We start from the raw sequence: 23,883 nt of genomic DNA, 5'->3' as shown, positions 1-23,883 counted from the left end.
TGAAGATAGCACAATCGACTACAGAAGTGGTGTTCTCCCCGATAGGAGCTCGCTATCCTTGTGATAGTCTCCCCGCAAGTTTCACAGGCGCGTACCAATCTGCGGTACTTAGGGTTGAGAAAACCCTGCTGAAACTTCCCGATATTCCTTTTATAGCATTCATTAGAACAGAAGACGTGTTTATTGTCTCTGATTCTGTAGGGCTGAACACTAATAGAATCGCCACAACCATCACAAATAGTCTCTAAACGATTGTAGTTAGGATTGCGTTCTGCTGCCATCAGGGTACCCAGATGTGCCGCCCGACACTGAATATTACAATAAGTGTAGTTAAATTTTGATAGTTTATATGGGGTCGTCTCCACAGGTGATTGACAGTAAGAGCACTCTACCGTGACCCGAGTCCTTCTTGACTTACCTGCACATTCTCTACTGCAATACTTATTTGAACTACGTCTGGCGTTGAATTGCTTCCCACAGTGTCCACATTTCTTCAACATCCACAGCCCTCCTCATTAGATGTGTGTTGTGGCGGTATAGACCGCCGGCCTCTAATATAAGGACACGAGAGTGCAGAATTGGGACACATTTCGTTGTACGTAATGCAGACTCTTAGTTAGTGGAGTTAACTTTTCATTACAAATCGACGGTCTTCCCTTTAGCCTTCACCGAATTCACACAGTTCATTTTTCTACGGATTACTCCGTAGCGAAGCAATCAGTCTACTTCGTTAATGCTCCTTGTTGGAGCGCGAGTTGCTGCATTGCTTTCGTTTGCGCGTCCGTTGCGCCTGTCAGCGCCTGTATCGTAGACATTTGTGACTCGAAATCCATCGCTTTCTTTACGCTATCCGCTGCAAACGCAATCCCCGTAGTTGCGACACCAAGTCCTGTCGCAGCCGCCCCGAACTTGAGCATCCCGCCCATCGCTCTACGGAGAGGACGAGACATGTCGTCGATAAGGCGCAAATGCCCGATTAAATCGAATGAAATCGGAATTACCTCCCTTCTGCGCTAGTTCTCCGTGCCTTTTCTTCTCGTTCCAGCTGAAGCATCATCGACGCGTACATAAAGAAGCGGTGCCTTCGTTCCTTTGCGTAAACTTCGTCGGGGGGAATCCCGTGACGTTGGAAAATCTCATGCAGCATGTACGCCTCCGGATCGCCCGACTTAATTAGTTTTTTGCGTCTTCAACGAGCTCCGCGTCTCCCACGAAACCGGAAAGCGCCAGAACCGACTGAATCAGGCGTGTTTGTTCGCCCGGCAGCAGCGCCTTCTTCACGCAGTCCGCTGCGTCGGATGCTTCGTAATGATCTTTAAGCGTCTTATCATTAAAATCCGGATCGACTGCGCTCTTTACGATTAACAAGCGGTTAAGTAATGCGTCGTCTACAGAGCCGTCTTTGCCTGTGGTTGCCTGCGCGCGAGCCCGTTCGATTGCGTCCTCGTCCAACGCCTTAATCGTGAAATGCGTTTTCAGTCGCGGGATATAAACCTCTTCCTGTAAATCCGTCGTTGCACCGAGTAACGCCTCAAGTCCTTTAGCCATCTATGCCAACCTCCGTTATTTTCGTAATTAAAAAGAGGCCCCGAAGGACCTCGTATGTTAAGCCGCGCGAATTTTATCCATAACCTCGTATCCGGAGAACAAGAACGTTAACTCCTGTTCGACGATCGAACCGACCTCGTAGTGAATAATCGGAATTTTATCGAATGTGACGTTTTTCAGCCGCACGCGATACGCACCGAACGATTCCGGATCGTCCAACTTAACGACAAGCTCCGTAGTAAATGCTGGACTCTTGTCGTCCGTAACCTGCGCCATTTTTTCGATCCATTCCGACGTCACCATGTAGCTACCGATTGAACCGGAGCCTTTGAGGGACACTACTTTATTTCCGGTCCAACGTGTACCGGCGAGCTTGACGTCCTCGAAGCCGATCTCGATATTCGCCTCGCAAGAGTAAACGTTGGACATCCAGTTACCGTCCGCATCGTTCACCGCACCGTAAGCGCCAGAAATGACGCGTGTAGCATCTAGTACCATCTATTTTCACGCTCCTTTAAACGTTCACCGTAATGAAGATACGTTCCATCGAATCGACTTCCACGTAACTGATTACGAGGAACACTTGATCACCGACGGATGGGAAATTCGGATCGAGCCCGACCGAGGGTCCCGACAATACGCCCGATTTCTCCAAGCGCTCCAGGTACGCCTTAATCGCAACCATTAACGTAGCCTGACCGTCCGCGTTGTTGTTGAGCTTACCGATGTAATTGTCCTCGGCGGTCTTCGTAATGTCCGTAGAAATCGCTTGCCGTGCGCGCATATTACGGACTTTTTGCTTCGACGTTACGAGCCCTTGCTTAACCTTGACTTTCGTTCCGTCGTTAACAAAAACAAACGAACCCGCCGTAAGTGCTGCGTCAAACTCCGTCTTGGTCAAACGCCGAGTAACGTCACCCGCCGGTACTTGCGCATAAGTAGTCGAGCGATTAATCGCTGTACCCGCAATCAAACCGGCCACCCACGGAGAAAATGCGGATGAGTGGTACGTTTTGCTGCCGACGACTACGCCGCTAATCAGGTTAACGATGTAGTTATCCGCATTAAGTACGGACCGCGCGTTACCAAGCGCAGGATCGGCGTCCGTTGCCACGTCGCCCCCGAACACGGAGATAAAGTGCTTGCCCTCTGTACGATTGCGGATTGTCCACGTCTTGGTCAACGCTTGCTCGTCCGCGTTAAACTCGCCATCAAAGGCAAACACGTTGAAATCACGTGCGTCGTAGGCGTCTCGCATGGCGATGTAGTCCTCCGGTGCGGGTGTCTTCGGCATCGTATAGACGAGTACGTTTTTAGCACCGCCCTGCAACGCAAATAAGATCGACTGAATATTCGACGCTCCGAACAAATCGGATGCGGCTTTCTCCGTTTCGACCGTGTAGAACGTCTTAGCTGTCGCCTTTGCGCCGTAATTTAACAGTGGAATCGCGACCGTGCCGCGTGCGCCTCCGTTAATCTGCGCTGCGGCCGCTTCGACGTAGTTGAAATAAAGACCCGGTTGAATAGGTAACGCAGTAGGGTCCCATGAACCTCCGGCCATCTAAAAACCTCCTTTGGAAATAAAAAAGAGCGCCCAGTTGGACGCCCTACACGTAACGCGGATGTATGTGGTTGATCTTGTCGTACTGTCGTTGCGGCTTCATTTCGCGAACTGTCGTCTGCAAAACACCGACCGTCGCGTATATCTTGTTCTCTGTGAGAACTGGTTGCGCAAAGCCAAAGCCCTCGAATCGCATATGCACGTCAGGCAGTCCGCCCTCTGCGTAAATAGCCGCACTCAGCTCGGACATGACCGGCATCGTCTCCTCCGGATACTTCGCGAAATGAATGATCTGATAATCGCGGTCAATCCGGTAATGCATTCCGGTTTCAAGCGTCCGGCCATCACGCAAAAAGCGGACAACAAAAAGCCCCGGCGTAGGTTGCTTCGGGACTGTCTGCTTCTCGTATGTTGCGGTAGGGTATTTCCGCTTTATGAACGCCTCTATCGCTTCAATCTCGCTAATCAGCGCCATGTTAAAGCCCCTTTCGCTTGATCGCGGCTTTGATTTCCGCCTCAATCTTACGTTGCCACTCGCGTTCGTTTTCCTCCGCCGGCTTATCCAAAAACCCCGGAACGGTTCCCGGCGTTGTTGGATTACGGAAGGAATCGCCGTGCTTTTTCGGGTATACGTCGTTAAGATACGTAGCGTAATCGAATTTCCGCTTCCCCTTAACCTCGATTGCGGACGCACTGATTTCGCCGACCCACTTGTCGCCTTGTTTCGTAACGTCCGTTGAAATACTACGCCGCAACGTGCCGGTCTTCAGCGGAGCAATGTTCGTAGACTCCCGACGCCACTCGTCCATAACGTCCTGTATTCCGATCTTCGAACCGGAAGAAACCGCGTCCTCAAGTCGCGTACGATATCCCTTAAAGAACCGTCCAATAACGCGCTTAATAAACGGAGCTCCGCGTGTGGCGTCAAAATCAAGTCTGTTTACCGCCATCTATACGTTCACCTCCGTTATTAGCGCCTTGCCGGACAACCCCCGTTTAGGTTGAATCGCGATAGGCTTACGTTTAATCGTTACCCCGAGCTCATTCGTGTACGTGATCTCGTCGTCGTACGATATGTCCGCCAGCTTGTCGATTAATATCGTCATGCTAGATACCGTCTCGTCTCCGAACTGATTCGTAACCGTCTTCGTCTGTTCGGATACACGTGCAGATACCGCTACTTCCGCTCCAGGCGATGTGTGACCCCATCCGCTACCTTTCGCAGCCTTCGTTATCGTTATTGTTTGCCGCATGGATACGAGTGGCACGTCACATCACCGTCCATTTCGCGGAGCGCTTCGATAGCTTCACGCCGTTTTCCGCGCCGATTAGGTCAAGCGCTGTTTGCGGGATAAACTTGCGTAGGTCATCGTAAGGCATCGTTGTACTTCCGTCTTTAAACGTGACGTTGAATACGCCAGTTAAGCCGAATGACGCTGTACCCTGCCGCTGAAGCCGCCCGGTATCGTTGTACAAAATCGAAAGTACATTCGCAAATTCGTAGGTCGCGGCGTCTGGAATGACGTATTTCGGATAGGCGGTCGTGAGCGTTCGTCCTGCGACATTTAATATTCGTTGTTTTCTCGCAGCGTCGCTCGCTTGCCAATCCTCTACGTCAAGACAAGACGCATTAATATACGCATCTGCCGCTAAAATCGTAGTTGCCACGGTAACACCTCCGTTTATTCCTCGGAGGTTTCCGTCGTCTGCGCCTTCTTCGCGCGTGGCTTCTTCGGTTCCTCCGGTTCTTTCACGTCAATACGGCTAATCCACGTAGGCACTAACGCGTCCAAACGTGCAATCTCTCCGGCATCTTCGGTTACGTAAACGCCGCTTACGTCAAATTCGATACCATCGAGCGAGTACCGAGGACTTGCGTGATACTCCGCCATTATTTCGCCTCCAATGCTGCAATTCTAGCCGCAAGCTCTGCGAGGATGCCTTGGACGTTTGTTGCGGTACCAGGTGCGATTGCCGTAGCTGTTACGGCACTGGCCGCATGTGTGTGGTTGCCTGCCGCTGCGGTTGATGCGGTAGTACCGAGGGCTAGATTAGACGTGCCCGCCCCGATTGCCGTCCGAGCTGCAGCCGCATCTGCCGCGGTCATAACGGATTTACCTACTGTACTTGCGTCCGAGATTTGTCCCGCAGTATGCGTGTGCGTTGCTGGAGCAAAGGTCGACGGCTTTCCGGTAATATCCGCCCATGCTACGGACGATGGTCCGCCGCTGCCCCCGGATTGAATAGATTGGATGATATCGCCCAATCCGATGTCATGCGCGGCCGGGCTAGTTAGGTTTAGACGTTCTTTGTCGCGATCTGAAATCGCCATTTACGCGGTCACCTCCGTTAAAATTAAAGAGGAGCCGAAGCCCCTCCGATTAAGATACCGATGTGCTAATGTTATCCAGGATAGCGATCTTCTCGCCCGCATTCTTGACGGTTACACCGTACTCGCCACGGATCTGACGGGCCACAAAGTCAGCGCCGGCTACGGTAGCGTCCATGTCATGCAGCGCGCGTCCATTCAGAGCATCAATAGACAAGATATTACGGTCAAACAATGCGATCTTGTTTTTCGGAAAGTTCGGATCGACGATGACGGTTGCTACGGAACCGCCTACGATATCAGAAACGAACGTCTGAATCTTGTGGCCGGTCTCCGTATCTGTGCGTTCTGTTCTGATCGTATCTTTTGCGAACTTCGTGATTTGACGTGCGCCAGCAGTGTTAGTAAGGATAGTGTTTACTGAGCCGCCTCGCAGGTAGATTTGTTCAGACAGGTCATTCAGAAACTCTGGAGTAACCTCCTTGCCCTCAGCATTCTTTTTCGCTGCGCCTTTCTTATCAGCAAAGTAAAGCAAACCGCCAGTTGTGCGCGGCATGCCGGGAGCACCATCAATACGACGACCGTAAATCAACCAGTCATTCATCTCGCGTTGCATCTCTTTTAGTCGCAACTGTACTTGGTAGTTCAGCTCGTCCGTAACGTTGTATGTCCGTACGTTTTGCTGCGTACCGGATACTTGCGCATAACGTTCGATGATCTGCGTTACATTGTAATCAACATAGCGGTCGTGGCCTTCATCTACGCCAGGCAGTGCGCCTTCCAACTGCGGACGTGCTACGATTCTAATCTCGCCACCAGCGGTGATTGCCGCCGCATTCGTGCCGTCATAGCCACGGACAACAGTAATAACGTCACCAGCCACAGCAGTTACGCGCATATATTCTTCGCCAGAAACTACGATTGCGTTGACGCGGAATTTGAGCCCGTCACCCTCGGCTACCGTGATCGATGTGGCGTCGGCTGCGGCAGCAGAAGCGGCAGTTGCGCGGTTAGAATTCAGGTTATCGGACATCCATTCGAACTTTGTCTGATACAGAGAATTAGATCCTAGCCCGATAAGGCCGAGCAGGTTCGGGGCATCATCGATAATTAGTGAAATACCCGCTTCAAGCTGGCGTACTTGGTCCTGAAAATCGTAAGTTCTCAACATGTATAAATTTCCTCCTTAAATTTAGGGAAAATAAAAAGCCTCGGATTTTCCGAAGCTTTAGCGTGTAAGTTTGTTAGATAATTCAATGACCTTTGCGAAGTCTCTAGCTCGTTTTGCCTCCGCGAGTTGTTGTTCAAGTGTGCGTGTTTCCTTATCGTAGGGGTTTCCACCGGAAGGACCTCCGATCGGCGACGGTTCTTTTTTCGGTTGCTCAACGAGGAACGGTTTATTTTCGATTAGCGCTTTTACTACGTCCTCAACGCCGTTGATACTTCCGTCATCTCCAACGGACGCAGAACTCAAGTCCGCTAAAACATACGCATCGTCGAGCGCATCAGGTCGAACGTTTAGTTCGCGAGCCATCGTACGAAATTCAGCCCTGATAAGACGTTGATTAGCGGCTGTTAGCGCTTTGTCACGCTCAACTCTCGCGTCTTCGGCGGCTTTCAGCGCTGCTGCCTTCTCGGCTTCGAGCCGTTCTGTAACGGTCATTTTCTCCTTCTCACGTTCTTCTTTCTCACGTTCGAAGTCAGACAGTTTCGTCTTCAACTCGTCGTAATCCGCATACTTCTTACGTTCACGAGCGATACGGTCCGCAATTACCTGGTCAAGCTCCTCCTGCGTAAAGGCCTTCACAGGCATCGGATCGGCTGGCGGAGTCGGCGTTGGGTCTGGATCACCCTCCGCGAACAGTTGTAGATTCAGCGGAAACTTAACGTTGATTGTTTTACTCATATGTCTCCCCGCGTTTAAGCGCCGCGTAGCGCATAGTATCCGTCAGTTTTAGGACGTATCGTAGGTCCGACATTATTTCGGATTTCGTATAGGCATCAAGACGTGTCGGCAACGTGGATGAAAAATCTCCCGCCGAGGTAGGTCGCCGTAATACGGGTAATCACCGGGGGCGTCCGGCGTAAGTTTTACAATCCGCCCCTCCCACTTACTGCAAGCGTCCTTTGCTCCGTGACTTGATATCTGCGCATAATAAACGCCGCGACCGAGCGCTTCGTTTATCGTAGCTTGGCGCTGTGTTTCCGCCATTTTTGTACGGACGAGCATATCGACATAGGCTTCCGGCTTCCAGCGGCGACCTTTTGCGTCAATAATCCCGGTGTCTACCGCGTCTCCGAGTATCTTACGCATCCGGTCGACCACGTCCCGCTGAAGCGTCGTGTTTCCGTTTATTCCTTGCGATAGGTTCGAGCGAAGCGACTCCGCAAGAGCCTGGCGGATAGCTGCCTTCGTTTTACGATCCATATTCGCGGTTACAGCAAGCACGTCTGCGTGAGTATCGAGGATCGCAGCCGCCAACATATCGCGATTAGCCCGATTCAGCTTCGCTTTTTCCGCAGCTTCAAGCAGCGTTTTAGCAGCACCAATATCAATTAGCGCGCGCTTCACGCCATCCTGCGCAGCTTTCGTGAGGTTGTCCTTTACCCATTCCTTTGACTCTGCGTTCAGTTTCGCTAGAGCCTCGGAAGCTTCTTTTGCGGCTGCGTCCGCCATCTTGTGGTTAGCTCCTCGCGTAAATAAGCGACTGACGGCGGAACCGATAGCTGAACGAGCACGCCGAAAAGCCCCGAGTAGTTTAGACACGGGGCCATCGTAATTCGGATCGTCCATTAGGCGTCACCGCCAGTTTCAGCGTTAAATATCGAAGCGTCGACAGTGCCGGAAACGCGCTGTTCATCGGCGTCAATCCTGCGGACAAGTTCGGCTGCCTGTGCGTCATCAACCCCGTCGAGGTCTTTAATTGCGTCAGTAACCGACCACGTAGGCTTACCGCCAGTGCGCAGGCTAGCGACCTCTGCCGCTTCCTTCTCGTCACGCGGAATACCGTCACGCCAAGTAATCGTAGGGTACGTCGCTTCGTACGCTGTGAAGTCGTCGACGCCGTCGTTGGCGTGGTTCTCCAGTTTCATCGCCTTCCACAACGCATTACGTAGACCTCGGTCAACGTGCGCTCTAATGCGTTTTACCTTGGACAAGATCGGCATAAATCGAGCTTTAATCGCGCCAGCATCCGTATGCGACGTTCCTGTTCCGCCCTTATCTGAAGCGAGCGTCGTACCAAACAGCCATTGCGGCGTCTCGCTTATTTGGTAAACGAGACCAAGAAGGATATCGAGCTCTTTAAATGCGCCTTCCAGTTGAGAATCCCATACCATGTAGCCGGGCGTTGCATCGTCCTTGGTCACGGGAATATAACGCCCACCACTACGTACCGTCGCGTCGTCGTCCTCCTGAAAATCGGGTCCGTACGCAGTTGGATCGCTGTGCTTCCAAAGGATATAGTCAATTTGGACGAGTCGATCGTTGACCGCGGCCAGTACGCTCTCTAGCTTTTCCGTACCGCTCTCCCCGCGCCAATCTGCGTCCGTTGTCTTGTACGGAATGTGCTCGACGAGCAGTTCCGGCATCCCGGTCGGTACAACGTCCTGCTCCCGTCCGGTCGGAACTTGCTCACCGATGTTATACGTTGGAATAGGCGCCCCCCATCGGTCATCCACGCCTCGCTCCGTAAGTTCATATCTTTCGTACACGATATAGCCCGGTATATGGCGCTCCACGTTTAGATACGGCGTCTCTGTAGTCGGGATTCCGGATAAGAACGACATAATCCGGCTGCTATTTTCGATTTCCCACTCTACCCATGCGATATTCATCGCCTTAAACCGTTTTTTAGAGCCGCGCGAGAGCTCCGGAAATACAATCGAAGCGTCTACGGGTTCAATAATCGGCTCCAGCGGTGCGTCTGGCGCATCTAAACCGAGTTGAAGCGTCTCAGATACATCCGCACGTTGGCCGTAGTACGTCTTTAGGAACGAGTCGCCCCGAAAGCCTGCTCCGATTACAATCTCGTGAATCATCTGCGTTAGGTCGTTCTCTTCAACGATACGACTTAGCGCTGTTTGTTCGGGGGATTCCGGATCGTGTCCGGTCTCAAACGTAGGAGCCTCGCCGACCATTAAGTCCGCAGGCTTCGTTAGCAACACGTCCATAAGATTAACCGCAATAAATAACGTTTTGAGTTGCGGCGCAAACGGCGTATCTTTTAGGAGTCCGGAGGCGCGGTCGTATATCTCAACGTGGCGACCTTGGTAAATAGCCCGTCCGCGTTCATACTTCGCCAATCGAGGAATCTCATAAACCGGCGGGTATTGAGCTCCGGTGTAAAATAGTTTCGTTTCTTTTACGTCGTAAAACTCAGACATTGCGTTCCTCCTTTCCGTTACATCCATTTCGGCTTATTCCGGAGCTTCTTGCGTCCGGTCTTCGCTATACTAACGGCCATTTCGAGTGCATCCGGTAAATCGTCATGTGACCCCGTCCCGTAGAGCTCGAATTGCTCCAGTAATAACGCATGTTTTCGGCTAAACTGAATAGCGCCGCTCTCGATATCCGGGAGCAGCGCCTCTATACGGAGGTCCTTACGGGACCGTTGATGTATTTCCTTAACGCGAGTCTGTGCGGGATAACCCGCAGCCCTTAACGCTTCCTTTAGCTTCTGGACGAAAAACTCCTGCGCTGCCTGCGCTTCTGCTGCGATCGCAGTTGGTTGATAACGCAGCGTCTTATCGACAATGACGCGCATAAACTCGTCCGGCTTAACTCGTTCCCCGTACGCATCAACTACGTACTTCGTACCGCTCTGTTTATGCCGCGCAATTGTAACGACCGCAGAATAGTCACCTCGCGTTTTACCCATCGCAAAGTCAATTCCGAGATAAATATCATACTCACTCGTTGAAAAATCACGGTCCTTATCTCGTTCATCCCAGTACGTGAACGACTCCGGATTAAAGATCATCGACTCCTCATCGACCGGATTGTTCATATACTCCGTGTTGAACGCCTTCGTCCCGTTATCCCATTTCCACGTCATCAACTTCCATAGCGGTTGCGCTTCCGGCCAAAGCACGATAGCTCCACGGTCCATTTCCTCGCGATTCATCTCGTACAGTGCTTTTGCGTCCGCAGCTCGATTCGGATTATCTCGATCGACGTAGACGAGACGGCACGCCTCCCATAAGTCCATACGCTCTGGCCATTCGATAACCGCACGATAAACTCGGCTCTTAAAGTCCGATCGCTTGTACAGTACGTTAACGAGCAGCGCCTCGTGATGGACCGTTGTTCCCATGTATACGAAGGCTGTACGCTTGCCTTTCGGATCACCGAGCGGTACGACGGTCTGTGCGAACCAGTCACGCATTTTCTGGCGTAGTTCTGGCGTGGCCGCGTTAGACTTGATGTCCTCCAAGTCGTCACATACGATCAAATCCGGACGGACACCGTTCCAGTTACGACCACGAAGCGCCTGGCCGGTAGATGCCGCTTCAACTTTCGTGAGCATTTTCGGTATTCCGCTGTCTGTCGGCTCCCACGCGATAAACTCCGAACTATTATCCTTCGGGTTCTCCTGTTGTTTCGGGGATAGCAAAGGACCGAAGTCCCTCCGCAGCTTCTCGTTATGCTTGAGCTGCATTGAAATCCAGTCCAGGTTACCGCTTGATACTGCCGGCGTCTCCGATATGATAATTTCGTACTTACGTTTTCGGTACACTATCTCGCGAAGGGGAAACGCCTTGGAAAGATACGTTGATTTAGCGTGAGAACGGGGCGCCGCTACTGCGACCTTATCGTTGGTATTAACGTTCGAAACATCGTCCATTATCACGCTAATTTCACGATGAAAATCAGGCGCTTCGTTCACGTCTACGATATCGAATCCGTCCCAATTGCCCGCGTTGCCCGGATTTTTAGCCTCGCTGAAGTATTCGAGAGCGAACGCAATCAAATCCGTTTCAGAATTGTGTATGGCCTCTAGTCTTTCTAGTTCGTCTTTTTTTGCTTTTATTGCAGTAGTGAGTTCTCCAGGGACAGCGGTATCCGTCGCCTTTAGCCTACTTAGCGTAGTTCGGGCCGTTTTACAAAAAACTCTTAACTCGTCCATCACTATCTGTCTTTCTTCCCTACAGAGCCATTTACCGTTAACCCAAGCGATAGATACCGCCTCCCCCTTTGTTTTGACGTGGATTTACCGTGAAATTAGCCCGTTTCGCATCTTCCGAGTAGTCTCGTTAGGGTCAACGTGTTTAAACGCTAATTTAACGTCAATTTATAGGCAAGTGCTGCGAACATGAGTGCGTCGTTAGGATCAGCGGCGTATCCATAAGCAAAACGGAACGGCTCCGACTTACCGACTCTCGCGCAATACTCCCGCCAGCCCTTATCGTAAGTAACGTAGGATTCCGGGTATAGCGTAAGCACCTCCGCCAGACTTTCGAAGTGTTCTGCGAATAATTTAGCGCGATCCTGCGGTGACATATCCCTAAGCTCGAACCAATCCATACGTTGCACCTCCGTAAAAGTCAAAAGTTAATTTTGGTGCGCGGATTATTTACGCACCAGATTCCGGGCCGCGCGAGGGGGCGCTTGGGGGTACGGTGATTCTGCGCTGTATTAAAGCGTTAATCTTACGCAATTGAAGCGCAGACTCCCTTCTTCGTTCCCTAATCGTAAAGGTACCGATATACACCGGGTATGCGGGACATGTTCACAAAATACACGGTTTTGTGAATATGTCTGCGCCCGGAACCCGCGCCATTACTGCGTTCATTCACGTTGCATAAATCCGCGTTATACATTGCATATACATTTCCAGCGCATAATACGGATAACCCGCGTTGTTATGCGGATTAGCCCCGTTACATACTGGAAGATTATACGTGTATTTCCCGTACCCCCTATCACGTTTATGCACCGCTTATTCAACGAACGAACGTTCGAAGCACGGTTGCCTATTCGTAGTGTAACGCGTTGTTACGGTGAAGCGTGAGGGTGTGAATCGGGAAATTTCGGAGGGGGCTTGCGCCAGGAGCTTCGTGTAGGTAAAACACGCCCGATCCGAAAGTATCCGAAATAGCCTGCATGTGTTACTTCATATAATGCACCGCTATTCGCCCGCTTCGGGATCGTCGCCAAGCGCTTGTAATTGTAACAGCAGTTCGTCCACATTAATGTCCTCCGGACGCTTTGTAGTTACCTCGACACTCTCCGTAAGCATACCGCCCATTTGTAACGCGAGTTTAGCCATGGCCGCGTTACCATCTCGTATAGCAATGTCAACGAGCGAATCAACCAATTGTGGTAATTTATCGTCATTTACTCGCTTTACTTTACGTCTAAACTCCGCGTCAAACATTGGATTCTTTCGCCAATTCTCCAAAGTTCGTGCAGTAACCCCGCATAGCTTTGCGATCTCCTCATAGGTCTTTCCGCCTCTGTGCGGTTGTGACAGCCAGTCAATTGCTATGAGCTGCGCAGATGTTAATGTAATCGCCATCCCCTGCGTCCTCCCCTCGTTTGTTTTACGTGTTTTTAACGCAAATAACCGCATACCCTACGCTCAGGCAAGGCGTAGAGTAAAGCGGCTCATTTCACGTTATTTTACCGGGTATTTCAACGCTGTATATTCCGTAATCCTATCGACTCCAGAAGCGATATCAATCCGGTTAAGATTGTACGCATATACTCCGTTCTCGTACGTTTCATCGTTACCGCCATCTGCGTTATGACTTACGAATACAAGCGCTGGAATACCGTTGTTAAATATTAACGCAGGTTTACCGTCTATTTCCGTCCATGTTGACCGTTCGATACTTACGCCCTCCTTCCGCTCACTGTACGTTCGCTTACCGTTTATAAAAGATACTGCGCGTCGCTTCGCTCCTTGCCGTCGCCTATCGGCTCCGGACGCGTATCGAGGTTATTTATCAATATACTTTTCTGCGTGATACACAAGGAACGAAGTTCCGCAGTGTCGGACGAAGTCCGGTATCAAAGACTAAGAATAAATTTGACCCCCTAAAACGCCGAAACCCGCGCCGCTCTAAGGCGGAAGCCACTTTTTTCGTGTTCGCGTTTTTACCGATGAAAGGCCGTTTTTGTTCGCGTTTTTACCGATGAGAAATTACGCAGCCCGTTTTGCGAAGTTATTTCGGATGGAAAACATCTCCCGTAACGTCGCGTCAGGCTTCCCGTTTTTGCGGTAGAACACGAATGGATTGATCTTGTAATAGCGGTATTTTCCGTAGGATACTTCGGCAAATACGTACTGATCCCCGAATTTGAGATTACGTAGCTTCGTATAAACGGATTTAGCGGAGACTCCCGTAACCGTAGCAATATCCTCTTTCGTAAGTGGTAACGTATTTTCAACGTCTCGTTCGTAAGGATTCGCGCATATCGTATTCGTTTCGAGGTGTATGTAGCGGAGTAATTTGTATACGAAGCCGAGGTCCTTCGCGTTAACTTCCGTATACAGCTCCTTTACCTTCGCAACGAACGTTTTGACTACCGCGAGGTTGTCCGTTTTACCCTGGAAATGATAACGCGGATTCAGCCGGTAACGGTCGCCACACTCGTAAATGACGTTGTGATCGGTCATCTCACGTAAAAATTGATGCAGCGCTGTCCGTCCAAGCTTCAGCGTGCGCATGATATCGGCGCGGCTCATTGCGGTTTTGTCCGGATTCTCCAAGATTGCGTCATAATTAACGAAGCATTGCAAATAAAGAAGGTACCCGCAATTCTTATCGGATACCTTCTCGATTACTTCGTCGATATTATGCATATTTGTAACGGTAAATTCCGGAGCGCGTCCGGATGTCTGTATTTTTGCGTAAGATTCACGTTGTTTTGCGGTAGTAATGCGGTCACCTTCCGCAAGGACTGCGGTGTGTTCGTGTATCTCGCCCGTTTCCGGGTCAATTAACGTTTTAAATTCAGCCATGTTCGTAGCTCCTTTACGTGGAAATAACGTAAGGGTGTGCGGAGTGTACCCGCAGCGGGCGTTCCCAAACGGGAAAAAGACCGCTCAATGGCGGCCCTACCTATATAGCTTTGAGAACGAAGTAAAAACAACTACTTACTAGTAAATATGAAGGAAAATATATTGTCTTGTCGAATTAATTCCGTAACCAACTACGAAGGGGCTGTTTAGATGTACCAAAACAAAAAAACTTATGATATTGCAGTAGTCTGTCTCAACGGGCACCTTATAACTAATACACTTACTAGTGCTCCACATGAGGCTACGCGTTTTTGCTCAGACTGTGGCGAAAGAAATATAGCAAAATGCGAACACTGTGGTGAGCCTATCAGAGGCGCTACGAGGGTTTATATGGAGGGGTACACATACCAGACGCCTTCCTTCTGCCACAGTTGCGGGCATGAGTTTCCTTGGCTTACAAGAAAGCTTGAGCAGGCTGACCGATTGGTTGATCTAATAGAGAACCTGACCGAAGAAGAGAGATCAGTCTATAAATCAGATATTAGAGAGTTGATAAAAGACACGCCTAAGGCTACTGTTGCCGGAATCAGCATCAAGAAACTCCTCATAAAGACTCCACAAAACATTAAAGATTCTCTCAAGGACATACTTGTTAATGTCGCGAGCGAGGCAGTCAATAAGATGATGCTAGGTTGACTTCATGCATAAAACATACTTTCTAAGGCATGGGAATAGAGGGTGTACTTCTGCTCTTACGTACCAAACGGAGGAATTAGCGTATTTCCGTCGAAATATTTCCGTATGAAGACGCTAATTACTGACGTAGATTTACTAGCCGCAGCACTCACACAAGCACGCGTTACAGTTTACGAAAAGGACGGACGAATTGCAGATTACGGAGGTGTGATCGAAAGGTATACGCCTGAGAGCGTAAAGATAGCGGGAACGTATTTTATGCGCGAAGTATACGTATTTAAGACGGGAAGCACACGGGAAAGGCCGGAATAACTCTGCATTGTGTAATAATTGCGGAAATACCCCGCTAACCTTTAATCGGTCGGCGGGGCTTTTTATTAGACGATAAACTCCGTAAATACAGGTATCCGCAAGTTGCCCGCCTTAGTCCAGTTTCGCATTTTAACACGGGCTCTTATGCGCGGCTCCACGTAAACAAATTCGCAATCCTCATCGGTCTTTAACGGTCCCACGACGCCATAGAACGCCTTCTTGTGCATTGGGCTAGCTCCGTGCTCAATAATGCCGGCGGGACGAAGGTTACCGCGCTCATTAGGCACTGATACAAGCCATCCGAATTCCTCTTTACGATAACCCGTAATGTACACATCGGCATAGGACCAGTTAATGACCTTCTGCCAGGACGCTGATCGGCGGCTGACATACATACTATCCTTACGCTTGGCGACCAGGCCTTCCATGCCGCGCGCTTCTATCTGCTCGAACAACGCCTCCCCGGCGCCTTCAATATACGGAACAACCCCGAAACTAGGGCTAGGAAGCGTTAGACTAGCGAGTATGGACTTGCGTTCCATAAGCGGAAGGCTCCGCAAGTCCTCGCCTTTAAAGCTCAAGACATCGAAGACAACGAAAGTAGCCGGTAATTCAGCTACGAGCTTAGTAATCTTGTCCGTTTTCCTCGCCTGGAAGCGGGACATAACGGATTCAAAATCCGATACACCCGTTGTCGGATCAACGCACGCAATCTCACCGTCCAACACAATGTCATGCGGGAATGTAACGCTAGCTATCTCCGGGTATTGGCGTGTACAGTCATTGTTATGGCGCGTGAATAAGCGTACAATGCCGTTCTGTTGCGAATATATTAAGCGGTGGCCGTCTATTTTCGGTTCGAAGATATAGCGCGAATCCGAAAAGGGAGCAGCCGCTGTTTCAAGTAACATCGGGGAGATAAACATAAAACCACCTCACTCCGATTATACCGCGATGAGTAATTTGAGGAATCCGGTAAGTATTGGAGAACGTACGAAAAAAGCCGGAATAGCTCCGGCCTAGTGTCAATTTGCTACAGCTTTGTTATTAACTTCGATAATTCCGCCTTGATCTCATCAACACCTGCCTGTAAATGGTGCAGCTCATCAACTAACTCAGTAAGTTCTGATAGTAACGCTGCGTTATCACTCCCGTATTGCCTCATTATCCGTATAACAAGCATCTCTATTTTAGTAATATCCACGCCCAAATCACTCTCCTATGTTTATTAATTCACCGAGGTTAGGTACATTACCTTCTGTTTAATTAGTATAGAAAGCTCCGTCCACTTCCCGCCGGCGATGCGCACGTACAAGCGGCCATTTGCGTAGCGTCCCGCGCAGAATTTACGTTTATTCATTGCGTAAGCACCTCCGCGTTTTATTTATCCCGCCAAACTATCACCGCGACAATGGCCGTCCCGATCAAGGCCGCAATACTTACGATCCACGTTAACGTATCCATACGATTTCACTCCTGTAGAGGGCCGAAGCCCCGTGTTATTTAATTTCTATAGTGAACTTGACCGAGCTACGACCCATTTCCTTTGCATCGCGAATAGCCCCCGCGACAATGGCATGAACATCCTTCATTGTGTATGCGTCTGTTTGACTCCAGTATCCTTTATCCTCTGTCACCACATATTTCGCTTTTTCCATATTCCATAGCCTCCCGCGTAAGGCCGCCGCCAGATTGTTTATATAAATCAGTTATGTTATGATTGGGTATAGAAGGCGCTGTGTAAGCCGCCCTCTACCAAGGAATCCTTAACGTCTGCGCCGACCGCGTCGTTTATTGGTTCCTTTTTTCTTTTTGTTACGGCGATGTGTTTTCCAGATAGCAAGTGCTGTAACCAGTTGTATGATTGCCGTAATCAGGTTTACCCAATCTTTCATGTTGAAGTTCTCCTTTCCGATGACTCTTTTAACGTGTCATCCTTATATACCTATAATACCATGACTCGTTTAAGGTGTCAATAACTATTTGACACTTTTTTCGAGTCAATTTATACTGAAGACAAGATTCCATTTTATTTCTCTCTAAGGAGGCGGGAAAATTGCTCATTCACTCGAATTTAAAGGCTATCGCAGACGCACGCGGCCTAACGGTACGACAAATCGCGCGTGATATCGACTACCGCTTCGAAAGTGTACGTACGATGTACAATGACGAAATGGAGCGTTATCCGCGCGATCTGCTCGCGAAATTATGCAGCTATTTGGACGTCGGCATCGACGAATTGCTCACGCTCCGATAGGCAGTCGCTGATCCCCGACACATTGCGTAAACTCTTCCGTCAATTCGCCGCCTGTATCACGCAGATTATACGTAACTACCGGTCCTGGCGCCGTATCCCTGCGGTACTGCTCAGCTCGCTCTTTATTACGTATCTTCGCGCCAGTATCTACACGCCAATTCTCGTAGCCTGTCCGCTTTCGTCGCGTCGGTCTGTTGTAATCCTTTCCGTCCGTTCCCGTTGTCTCTGCCGCTGAACCGGACGCTTCCCGATCCCGCCTAAGCTCGAATTGTCGTTCGCTCATGAACGGGTACTCCGTTTGCGACATTTTATACGGATTCGGGTCCGTGATTTCTTCCCGTAGAATGTAGTCAGTCAAGCGCTCCAAGTCAAGAGCATCCGGAGTATCCCCCGTTTCGTTAATGTACGCGGTAGTGAGTTGGTCAACTGCGTCCATCCGCTTGGTTCGGTCTGCGATGTTAGCGTCGATTAGAGCGGTTACGGCTTCGGTAAATCTCTCTTTGTGGTTCATGTGGAATCCCCCTTGTTTTAAAATCGAAGCACCTACGCCGCCTGTTGCGATGTTTCAGAATATTCGCACGTAATTTTTCCGTAATCCCAACGCTGATACACCGCCGCAATCTTTTCGACAGCTTCGTCCGCCATTTTCGCGACGGCTTGCTGCGTAATCCCCATAATAGCCGCCGCTTTCTCTTGCGTAAGGTCAACGCCATAAACCCACGCAATAGCTTCCGTTTGTCGCTCCGTAAGACCCGCCGAATTAATTGCGCTGTGCAAGTCGATTAGGATATCGCTGGCCGCCGTGTCGCCTCTAAATCTTGCGGAGCTGATCCGGTGACGATCACGGAGGAGGGAACGTACCCCCGCTGCGTCGTTGAGTGCGTATTTTACCGCGTAGCTGCGGTCAGATTTTGCGATATCTACCTTTACGTGGCCCATGTTACGCCGCCTCCTTTGTTTGTTGCGTAATTCCCTCGTAATAATCGTCAACAATACGATCCGTCCACGTGAAATCAAACGTACTTACTCCGTCAATTTCCTCGCCAGCCCCAAGCGTAAGCTCGTTCCAGCGGTACGGGCCTTCTGCGGTCGCTCCCGTTTTGTGCCCATATGTTCTGCTCGCATCCCTGTAACCGTCCCCGTCGTTGTTGGCGTGCTGGAACATAAACGCGGAAACGTCTTTGACACTGTGCCACGAAGGTATATGCGGGTATAGGTTAGAGCGTATTAGGTATTCGTCGGTAAAGTCTTCGAGTAGTTCGTCAAGTTGCGTGAGGCCGTCGCCCCACTTATCCGTACTCTTGCCGTGTTTGTCGTAACCAATATCGGTAACTTGCGCGAAATAAGCTGGAGTCTGCCCCGCGAGAAACTTTGCGCTAAACTGCGTGATATCTTTGTACCCGCCGCGCCTGAAGTTCGACCCCCAACGGTTTGTCGCAGCAGGGATAAGCGGAGTACCCGGCGGTGCCTTGCGTACGATTAATATCTGCGTCTCAATCGTCGTACCCGTTAATGCAAATGTCTCGCCGGGCAATCCGATAGTCGCTACGTGCCAACACGTTTTATAGAGTAGTTGGCGCACCTTTTCCGCATAATTCGTGTAGTTGAGACCTAACGGGAGCACAAACGCGATGTAGCCGCCGGGCTTGGCCGCTTTGATTGCGAGTTCAATAAACGCACTCTCCGACTTGCCTTTCGCGCGGCCTTTCGTAATTCGCAACGTCTCGAAGGTATCCGGTAGATCAGCCGCAGCAATATCGAGATTGACTCCGTACGGGGGATTACCGATCACATAATCGTAGTAATCTCGGAGTCCGTGCAGGAACGCATCACCCTGTATTACGTTGGCGTGCGGATAAATAAGCGATGCAACTTTCGCACTCGTCTCGTCCAGCTCCAGCGCTGTTACTTCCGCATTCTGCGGCATGTGTTCGATGAATACTCCGGAACCCGCGGACGGTTCGAGAAAACGCGCGCCGGACGGGAATGACCCGCCAGATAGTCCGCGTAATGCCTCGATAATAAACCGCGCAACGTGAGTCGGTGTGTAGAACGCACCGCCTGCGTATGCGTTCGGCAATAACCCGCCCGTTGACGTGTAGTTATCGCGGAGAAACTGAACGTCCTCCTCCGTTATTTCTTCGCGCGGCTTCGCAACAATCGCCATACTTCGAACGTTTCCGTCCCATCTTGCTCGCGATGCTTTTCCGATGGAAATCCGCCTCCCTTTTTCGCAATGAGCACGGCATCAACGTACTTACGCTGCCTGTCCGCAAGTACGTCGAAACCGCCGCTAATCTATTGTGAATTATTCATAAGTTGAGTTTTGCGAATACTAAGCCGCAGTTTCACGTATGATTCCGAGTTCAGCCATCACGTACTCATTTTCGCAGTGTCCGATATGCGTCCTGTCTCCGTTGCTGTACGCTGTAAATTCATCGCCTGCGTAAATCTCGCCGCCACACCAAGCGCAGTAGGCGGAGACACGCGGATCATCACGCGGGCTCGGCGGCTGGAAACGGTCGAACACGCTCATATCACGCCGCCTCCTGCAAATCCTGCGCCAAGACTGCGTTAAGCTGCTCTTCCAGCGCGACTCCGATTAGGTAGGAGACGCGCGATGCGACTCCGTTACCAACGATGCGGTATTGAGCGCTTAGAGATATATCCGAAGGCAGCACGTACCAGTCTGGTACGGATTGGATGCGTAGGCACTCGCGGACGGTGAAGCGGCGTGGTTGCGGGTGACACAAGTAGTCGCCACCCCTTGCTTTCTCGGTAACTGTGTTGCTTGGTTGGTCTAATGGCTGTATGGCGTACTCTAACTTTGCGCCATTGTAAGAGCTTTGTTCATTCCTTGTCTGACGTTCGTTTTTAATATTTATGTGGTTTATTTCGCAGTGTTTATCTCCATTATTCTGTGCCTTGGGTTCTGGCAAATCCCCGATCACATCCCGCAGTACTTGCGTCCGGTACTCTTCCGCACTCGGCTCCGGAAACTCAAATGTGAATCCCAAGTCCTTACGAATACCCACTGCAATCACGCGCTCACGCTTTTGTGCTACCCCGTAGTCCCAAGCGTTAATTACTCGCCATGAAACGCTGTAGTTGATAGATTCAAAATATGCGAGCAGAGCGTCAAAAGTAGGGCGGTGTTTTTTAGATACGAGTCCCTTAACGTTCTCAAATACGAAAGCTTTCGGCTGCTTTCTCGCAATGACTCCGAGGTACGTCCATACGAGCTTACCGCGCTCTCCCTCTTCGCCAGCTCCAGACCCAGCAACGCTATAATCCTGGCATGGCGGTCCGCCTGCGATAATGTCAGCGTCAGGTATCTGCGCCTGTATATCGTCACTCGTTATGTCTCCGTACACAACATGATCACCGATATTATGTGCGTAGGCTTGAACCGCCCGTTTATCGAAGTCGTTCGCAAAGGTTAACGTATAGCCTGCCGATTTGAGTCCAACCGCCATGAGACCGCCGCCGCAAAATAGTTCGGCGACCGTTAGGCCGTTCGTCGGTAATTGCGGAGTTACGTTATAGTTTCGTATGGATACCGTCTCCTTTCGTTCGGGACCGTCGATAATGTTCTCGGCTTTTGCGCGAACAATCCGAGCTGGCTTTTCGTAACTGTCGTTATACCCGATAAGGTGTTTCTTCGAATGTTCATGCTGCGCCTGTGTCAGTGGGTAAGTAACGTGATTCTCCGTATTGTTCACGCTCCTTTCTTTACCTTGCGGATTGACCAGCCCGTTCGGAGCGCCTTTCGCCCATTGTGTAAGAACCGCAGGACTCGGCTGGTCAAACGTCACTATCGGATGTTTACGGATATAGTCCACATAGCCGCCCTCCGCAAGTTTACGCGCTACGTGATCGCTTAACAGTTTCGGATCGTGATTTGCTATCATCCTCACCGTCCTCCTTCCCGTAAACACTCCGCAAGGCAGCCGCATAGCCGACCGCATACCCTGCGTCATACCCACGTTGATAACCGTTGTTAGCCGCTTCTTCTACTGCTACGCGTATGAGTTCGTTAATCATTCCGGCCAGTCTCCGGATAAGTACGCGATTATCTCGTCTATTTGCGCGTGGAGTCTGTCGAGTGTTCCGTCGTTCGTCACGGTGAAGTCCGGAAGGTATCCGTCGAGCGCCGTTTCCGTACCATGCGCGAGGTCAGCGTAGTTAAACACGTCGCCGGATTTGATAGCGCGGTCGATGCGGACGGCGTCCGGAGCTTCTACGCGGATGAGTACGTAGCCGGCCGATTGGAGCGCGGCATACTCGTTTTGCTGGCGTACGTCGGAGATTACGGCGTGGAATGGACGAGGTACCTCGCGGAAGTATCGGGCTAGGCTCCGTTTTTCTACCGCATACCGCTCGATTGCTTCGAAACACTTACGTACCCAAATGTCCGGATCACGTTCGCGCATCGTTTGTCCGAACCATTGATAGAGTTCGCGCGGCTTCACATCGAGGGCAGGCTTACCGAACAACTCGTGAACGTAACGCTTGAGTTCGTTACCGAACGCGAATTGCGTGTAACCGTAGTTATCCGAAAGATAATGAGCTACTTCGTCTTTGCCGCTTCTAAGACGGCCCTGAAGTCCGATGTTAGGGAGCGCAGTCATTCGGTGGACACCTCGCTTTCAGGACGTAACTCGAACGCGCTGATTACGTTATTCATGTTCGTCTGTGTCCGCGTAGTCGATGTCCCCTGCGTCAGGTTCTCCGCGAGGTACATTGACGCATAAACTCCGCCTCCGGACGCGCCAGCCGTCGCCTTCATAACGGTACTAAACCGGATTCGGTCACCTACGCGCCAATCCCTGAACGTTTCTGCGCTTGTTTTACGGTTGATTGCGGTTATGACGAATACTTCGCTGTACAGTCGGATCATTACGCCGCCACCCCCTCGCGTGTATCGTCGATGACTTCAACGAATCGGATGTTCTTGTAAATGCGTCCGTCTCGGCGGTTTGCCCGACTATGTTTAAAGAAAACGCCAGATGGCGAAGAATCTCCGTACGTAATCTCATCTACGTACCCCTTCACGCCCGCATAGATGCCCGAAGTAGAACGTACGGCATCGCCCTTTCGAACTTCCGTAGGCTGCGGTACGTTCAGGTACTCCGCAGGCACTTCGAGACCAAGCGCGCGATACAGCGCGATTGCCTTACCGATGTGTGCGTTAAATACGTCGTTAGGTGCGCATCTTGCGATTCCACGTAAGATAACGTTTTTCTTGCCAGTTTCGAGTTCACGAATTAACGCGACAACCGTTCTCTTCTTGCGATTAACGGCGAACTCGCACTCATCCGTAACCGTGATCCAATCGCGTTCTGATAGCCATACGCCGGCTACAGCAGCATCGGGGTAATTGTGCGATAGCAAGTCCGCAACGTCAGCCTTCGCACGCTCAACGATTTCGTCCCGACGCTGCTGCGGAGTTTTAAGCGCATCCGATACGCTCCGCTTTAATCCCTCGGAAAACTTACGGACAGCCTTGAGGACCACCTCCGTATCAACTGTAGTTGTCGGCTGCGTTACTTGAGTTACTTGCGCCTCTAGCGCATCCATGCGCTCAGTCAACGCATCCAAACGTAAAGCTAACGCGCCGATCGTAGCTGCCGCTTGGTCTTGCGCAGACTGTTCGGATAGAAGCGCGGTGGCTAACGGTTCAAGTACGCGGTACTTTCCGTCCCTAACGAAGCCCTCTACGTTCTGACCACGTCTACCACATAGTTCGGCGATATAAATGCCGCCATAAAGAGATTCCGTTTCCTCTCCGTATCTCTGTACGTTGAAGACTTCGCCCACCTCGTAGTTGGAGGGTAGTTCGTTATTTACGATTATTACACGCTCGCCCACCGCTGCCTTACGGTCGACCATACGGTATTTGCGTCCAACGCCGTCCGGATCATCGACGTAAACAGCGGCTGTTGGTTCGAGGACTACGTAATCATCATGGCTCGGGTTCAACACGGAGCCGTCCTTCCACTTTCCGGTTGTCTTTACGTTGAAACCAACTACGTCCGTCACTTCGTGTATTGTTCGGCGGAAATCCTGTCCGAAGAAGGCTTCGGGGCCCGCCGTAATTTTAATCCGTTCACCCGTGACTGCTTTCCGTTTAACTTCACGGTATTCACGTTTAATGCCGCCGAGGGATTCATCGGGAAGTACGGTTACGTTTAGTAACATAAGATCACTC

The 23,883-nt window shown here is 50.7% G+C and carries 34 protein-coding genes; 3 read left to right on the top strand and 31 right to left on the bottom strand.

Annotated elements, in window-relative coordinates:
• Positions 1 to 722: 722 nt before the first annotated feature.
• The 18 genes from KSP24_RS03155 to KSP24_RS03070 all read right to left on the bottom strand — a co-directional run bounded on the left by KSP24_RS03155 (position 723) and on the right by KSP24_RS03070 (position 14,407).
• Complete coding sequence (locus tag KSP24_RS03155; protein ID WP_216974445.1) at positions 723 to 917, bottom strand: hypothetical protein; 195 nt, start codon at positions 915 to 917, stop codon at positions 723 to 725.
• Between the two features lie 256 nt (positions 918 to 1,173).
• Positions 1,174 to 1,548, bottom strand: a complete 375-nt coding sequence (locus tag KSP24_RS03150; RefSeq protein ID WP_216974444.1) for a phage tail assembly chaperone — start codon at positions 1,546 to 1,548, stop codon at positions 1,174 to 1,176.
• A 57-nt stretch (positions 1,549 to 1,605) separates the two neighbouring features.
• Positions 1,606 to 2,046 carry a phage tail tube protein gene (locus tag KSP24_RS03145; protein WP_193190890.1) on the bottom strand — a complete coding sequence of 147 codons (441 nt, stop codon included), beginning with the start codon at positions 2,044 to 2,046 and terminating at the stop codon, positions 1,606 to 1,608.
• 16 nt (positions 2,047 to 2,062) lie between these two features.
• Positions 2,063 to 2,917 carry a phage tail sheath subtilisin-like domain-containing protein gene (locus tag KSP24_RS03140; RefSeq protein WP_367949276.1) on the bottom strand — a complete coding sequence of 285 codons (855 nt, stop codon included), beginning with the start codon at positions 2,915 to 2,917 and terminating at the stop codon, positions 2,063 to 2,065.
• A 238-nt stretch (positions 2,918 to 3,155) separates the two neighbouring features.
• Positions 3,156 to 3,629, bottom strand: coding sequence for a hypothetical protein (locus KSP24_RS03135; RefSeq protein WP_216974442.1), 474 nt, complete (start codon positions 3,627 to 3,629; stop codon positions 3,156 to 3,158).
• Positions 3,586 to 4,059, bottom strand: a complete 474-nt coding sequence (locus tag KSP24_RS03130; RefSeq protein ID WP_167440733.1) for an HK97 gp10 family phage protein — start codon at positions 4,057 to 4,059, stop codon at positions 3,586 to 3,588. Before KSP24_RS03130 ends, KSP24_RS03135 begins: the two co-directional genes overlap by 44 nt.
• A complete protein-coding gene (locus tag KSP24_RS03125) occupies positions 4,060 to 4,377 on the bottom strand; it encodes a hypothetical protein (protein ID WP_216974441.1) in 318 nt (105 codons plus the stop codon).
• A 1-nt stretch (position 4,378) separates the two neighbouring features.
• Positions 4,379 to 4,777, bottom strand: a complete 399-nt coding sequence (locus tag KSP24_RS03120) for a hypothetical protein (protein WP_216974440.1) — start codon at positions 4,775 to 4,777, stop codon at positions 4,379 to 4,381.
• A 14-nt stretch (positions 4,778 to 4,791) separates the two neighbouring features.
• Positions 4,792 to 5,001, bottom strand: a complete 210-nt coding sequence (locus KSP24_RS03115; RefSeq protein ID WP_216974439.1) for a hypothetical protein — start codon at positions 4,999 to 5,001, stop codon at positions 4,792 to 4,794.
• Positions 5,001 to 5,441 (bottom strand): hypothetical protein, encoded by a 441-nt coding sequence (locus tag KSP24_RS03110; protein ID WP_216974438.1) that lies wholly within the window; start codon positions 5,439 to 5,441, stop codon positions 5,001 to 5,003. The genes KSP24_RS03115 and KSP24_RS03110 overlap by 1 nt, the downstream gene beginning before the upstream one ends.
• A 49-nt stretch (positions 5,442 to 5,490) precedes the next feature.
• Complete coding sequence (locus tag KSP24_RS03105; protein WP_216974437.1) at positions 5,491 to 6,609, bottom strand: SU10 major capsid protein; 1,119 nt, start codon at positions 6,607 to 6,609, stop codon at positions 5,491 to 5,493.
• Between the two features lie 57 nt (positions 6,610 to 6,666).
• Positions 6,667 to 7,251: a phage scaffolding protein gene (locus tag KSP24_RS03100; RefSeq protein ID WP_254207551.1), complete on the bottom strand. Its 585-nt coding sequence runs from the start codon at positions 7,249 to 7,251 to the stop codon at positions 6,667 to 6,669.
• A gap of 165 nt (positions 7,252 to 7,416) precedes the next feature.
• Positions 7,417 to 8,115 (bottom strand): phage minor capsid protein, encoded by a 699-nt coding sequence (locus KSP24_RS03095; protein WP_225164775.1) that lies wholly within the window; start codon positions 8,113 to 8,115, stop codon positions 7,417 to 7,419.
• Between the two features lie 116 nt (positions 8,116 to 8,231).
• Positions 8,232 to 9,611: a phage portal protein gene (locus KSP24_RS03090; RefSeq protein WP_167440823.1), complete on the bottom strand. Its 1,380-nt coding sequence runs from the start codon at positions 9,609 to 9,611 to the stop codon at positions 8,232 to 8,234.
• Positions 9,612 to 9,841: 230 nt separating this feature from the next.
• A complete protein-coding gene (terL, locus tag KSP24_RS03085; RefSeq protein ID WP_367949280.1) occupies positions 9,842 to 11,566 on the bottom strand; it encodes a phage terminase large subunit in 1,725 nt (574 codons plus the stop codon).
• Positions 11,567 to 11,715: 149 nt separating this feature from the next.
• A complete protein-coding gene (locus tag KSP24_RS03080) occupies positions 11,716 to 11,964 on the bottom strand; it encodes a hypothetical protein (protein WP_216974435.1) in 249 nt (82 codons plus the stop codon).
• A gap of 604 nt (positions 11,965 to 12,568) precedes the next feature.
• A complete protein-coding gene (locus tag KSP24_RS03075) occupies positions 12,569 to 12,958 on the bottom strand; it encodes a phBC6A51 family helix-turn-helix protein (RefSeq protein WP_216974434.1) in 390 nt (129 codons plus the stop codon).
• A gap of 627 nt (positions 12,959 to 13,585) precedes the next feature.
• Positions 13,586 to 14,407, bottom strand: a complete 822-nt coding sequence (locus tag KSP24_RS03070) for a hypothetical protein (protein WP_216974433.1) — start codon at positions 14,405 to 14,407, stop codon at positions 13,586 to 13,588.
• Between the two features lie 210 nt (positions 14,408 to 14,617).
• Here KSP24_RS03070 and KSP24_RS03065 point away from each other — a divergent pair, with 210 nt between their 5' ends.
• On the top strand, positions 14,618 to 15,103 hold the full coding sequence (locus KSP24_RS03065; protein WP_216974432.1) for a DUF2321 domain-containing protein: 486 nt from the start codon (positions 14,618 to 14,620) through the stop codon (positions 15,101 to 15,103).
• A 105-nt stretch (positions 15,104 to 15,208) separates the two neighbouring features.
• Positions 15,209 to 15,415 carry a hypothetical protein gene (locus KSP24_RS03060; RefSeq protein ID WP_216974431.1) on the top strand — a complete coding sequence of 69 codons (207 nt, stop codon included), beginning with the start codon at positions 15,209 to 15,211 and terminating at the stop codon, positions 15,413 to 15,415.
• A 65-nt stretch (positions 15,416 to 15,480) separates the two neighbouring features.
• Here the strand turns inward: KSP24_RS03060 and KSP24_RS03055 are convergent, their stop codons facing one another.
• The 4 genes from KSP24_RS03055 to KSP24_RS25445 all read right to left on the bottom strand — a co-directional run bounded on the left by KSP24_RS03055 (position 15,481) and on the right by KSP24_RS25445 (position 17,310).
• Positions 15,481 to 16,341: an ATP-dependent DNA ligase gene (locus KSP24_RS03055; RefSeq protein ID WP_216974430.1), complete on the bottom strand. Its 861-nt coding sequence runs from the start codon at positions 16,339 to 16,341 to the stop codon at positions 15,481 to 15,483.
• 107 nt (positions 16,342 to 16,448) lie between these two features.
• Complete coding sequence (locus KSP24_RS03050) at positions 16,449 to 16,619, bottom strand: hypothetical protein (protein ID WP_216974429.1); 171 nt, start codon at positions 16,617 to 16,619, stop codon at positions 16,449 to 16,451.
• A gap of 295 nt (positions 16,620 to 16,914) precedes the next feature.
• Entirely contained in the window at positions 16,915 to 17,073 is a 159-nt protein-coding gene (locus tag KSP24_RS03045) for a hypothetical protein (protein ID WP_165181746.1), read from the bottom strand.
• A 108-nt stretch (positions 17,074 to 17,181) separates the two neighbouring features.
• The gene (locus tag KSP24_RS25445) at positions 17,182 to 17,310 is read right to left on the bottom strand and encodes a hypothetical protein (RefSeq protein ID WP_277933270.1); all 129 of its coding nucleotides are present in this window, start codon (positions 17,308 to 17,310) and stop codon (positions 17,182 to 17,184) included.
• A gap of 161 nt (positions 17,311 to 17,471) precedes the next feature.
• On the opposite strand from KSP24_RS25445, the gene KSP24_RS03040 reads away from it, so the two are divergent.
• On the top strand, positions 17,472 to 17,672 hold the full coding sequence (locus tag KSP24_RS03040) for a helix-turn-helix domain-containing protein (RefSeq protein WP_216974428.1): 201 nt from the start codon (positions 17,472 to 17,474) through the stop codon (positions 17,670 to 17,672).
• On the opposite strand, the gene KSP24_RS03035 is transcribed toward KSP24_RS03040, so the two are convergent.
• The 9 genes from KSP24_RS03035 to KSP24_RS02995 form a co-directional block, all read right to left on the bottom strand.
• The gene (locus tag KSP24_RS03035; protein ID WP_216974427.1) at positions 17,659 to 18,183 is read right to left on the bottom strand and encodes a hypothetical protein; all 525 of its coding nucleotides are present in this window, start codon (positions 18,181 to 18,183) and stop codon (positions 17,659 to 17,661) included. The two genes, KSP24_RS03040 and KSP24_RS03035, sit on opposite strands and share 14 nt — an antisense overlap.
• 32 nt (positions 18,184 to 18,215) lie before the next feature.
• Complete coding sequence (locus KSP24_RS03030; RefSeq protein WP_216974426.1) at positions 18,216 to 18,611, bottom strand: sigma factor-like helix-turn-helix DNA-binding protein; 396 nt, start codon at positions 18,609 to 18,611, stop codon at positions 18,216 to 18,218.
• Position 18,612: 1 nt separating this feature from the next.
• On the bottom strand, positions 18,613 to 19,839 hold the full coding sequence (locus tag KSP24_RS03025) for an HsdM family class I SAM-dependent methyltransferase (protein ID WP_216974425.1): 1,227 nt from the start codon (positions 19,837 to 19,839) through the stop codon (positions 18,613 to 18,615).
• Positions 19,840 to 20,007: 168 nt separating this feature from the next.
• Entirely contained in the window at positions 20,008 to 20,202 is a 195-nt protein-coding gene (locus tag KSP24_RS03020) for a hypothetical protein (protein WP_216974424.1), read from the bottom strand.
• A 7-nt stretch (positions 20,203 to 20,209) separates the two neighbouring features.
• A complete protein-coding gene (locus tag KSP24_RS03015; RefSeq protein WP_216974423.1) occupies positions 20,210 to 21,583 on the bottom strand; it encodes a DNA cytosine methyltransferase in 1,374 nt (457 codons plus the stop codon).
• A complete protein-coding gene (locus KSP24_RS03010) occupies positions 21,534 to 21,716 on the bottom strand; it encodes a hypothetical protein (RefSeq protein WP_216974422.1) in 183 nt (60 codons plus the stop codon). Before KSP24_RS03010 ends, KSP24_RS03015 begins: the two co-directional genes overlap by 50 nt.
• Positions 21,713 to 22,303: a nucleoside/nucleotide kinase family protein gene (locus KSP24_RS03005; protein ID WP_216974421.1), complete on the bottom strand. Its 591-nt coding sequence runs from the start codon at positions 22,301 to 22,303 to the stop codon at positions 21,713 to 21,715. Before KSP24_RS03005 ends, KSP24_RS03010 begins: the two co-directional genes overlap by 4 nt.
• On the bottom strand, positions 22,300 to 22,572 hold the full coding sequence (locus tag KSP24_RS03000; RefSeq protein WP_216974420.1) for a hypothetical protein: 273 nt from the start codon (positions 22,570 to 22,572) through the stop codon (positions 22,300 to 22,302). The genes KSP24_RS03005 and KSP24_RS03000 overlap by 4 nt, the downstream gene beginning before the upstream one ends.
• The gene (locus KSP24_RS02995; RefSeq protein WP_216974419.1) at positions 22,572 to 23,873 is read right to left on the bottom strand and encodes a hypothetical protein; all 1,302 of its coding nucleotides are present in this window, start codon (positions 23,871 to 23,873) and stop codon (positions 22,572 to 22,574) included. Before KSP24_RS02995 ends, KSP24_RS03000 begins: the two co-directional genes overlap by 1 nt.
• Between the last annotated feature and the right edge of the window lie 10 nt (positions 23,874 to 23,883).

The sequence above is a fragment of the Paenibacillus sp. AK121 genome, from assembly GCF_019042715.1.
GTDB classification, from domain to species: Bacteria; Bacillota; Bacilli; order Paenibacillales; family Paenibacillaceae; genus Paenibacillus; species Paenibacillus polymyxa_C.
This window is presented reverse-complemented; position numbering and strand designations above follow the sequence as displayed.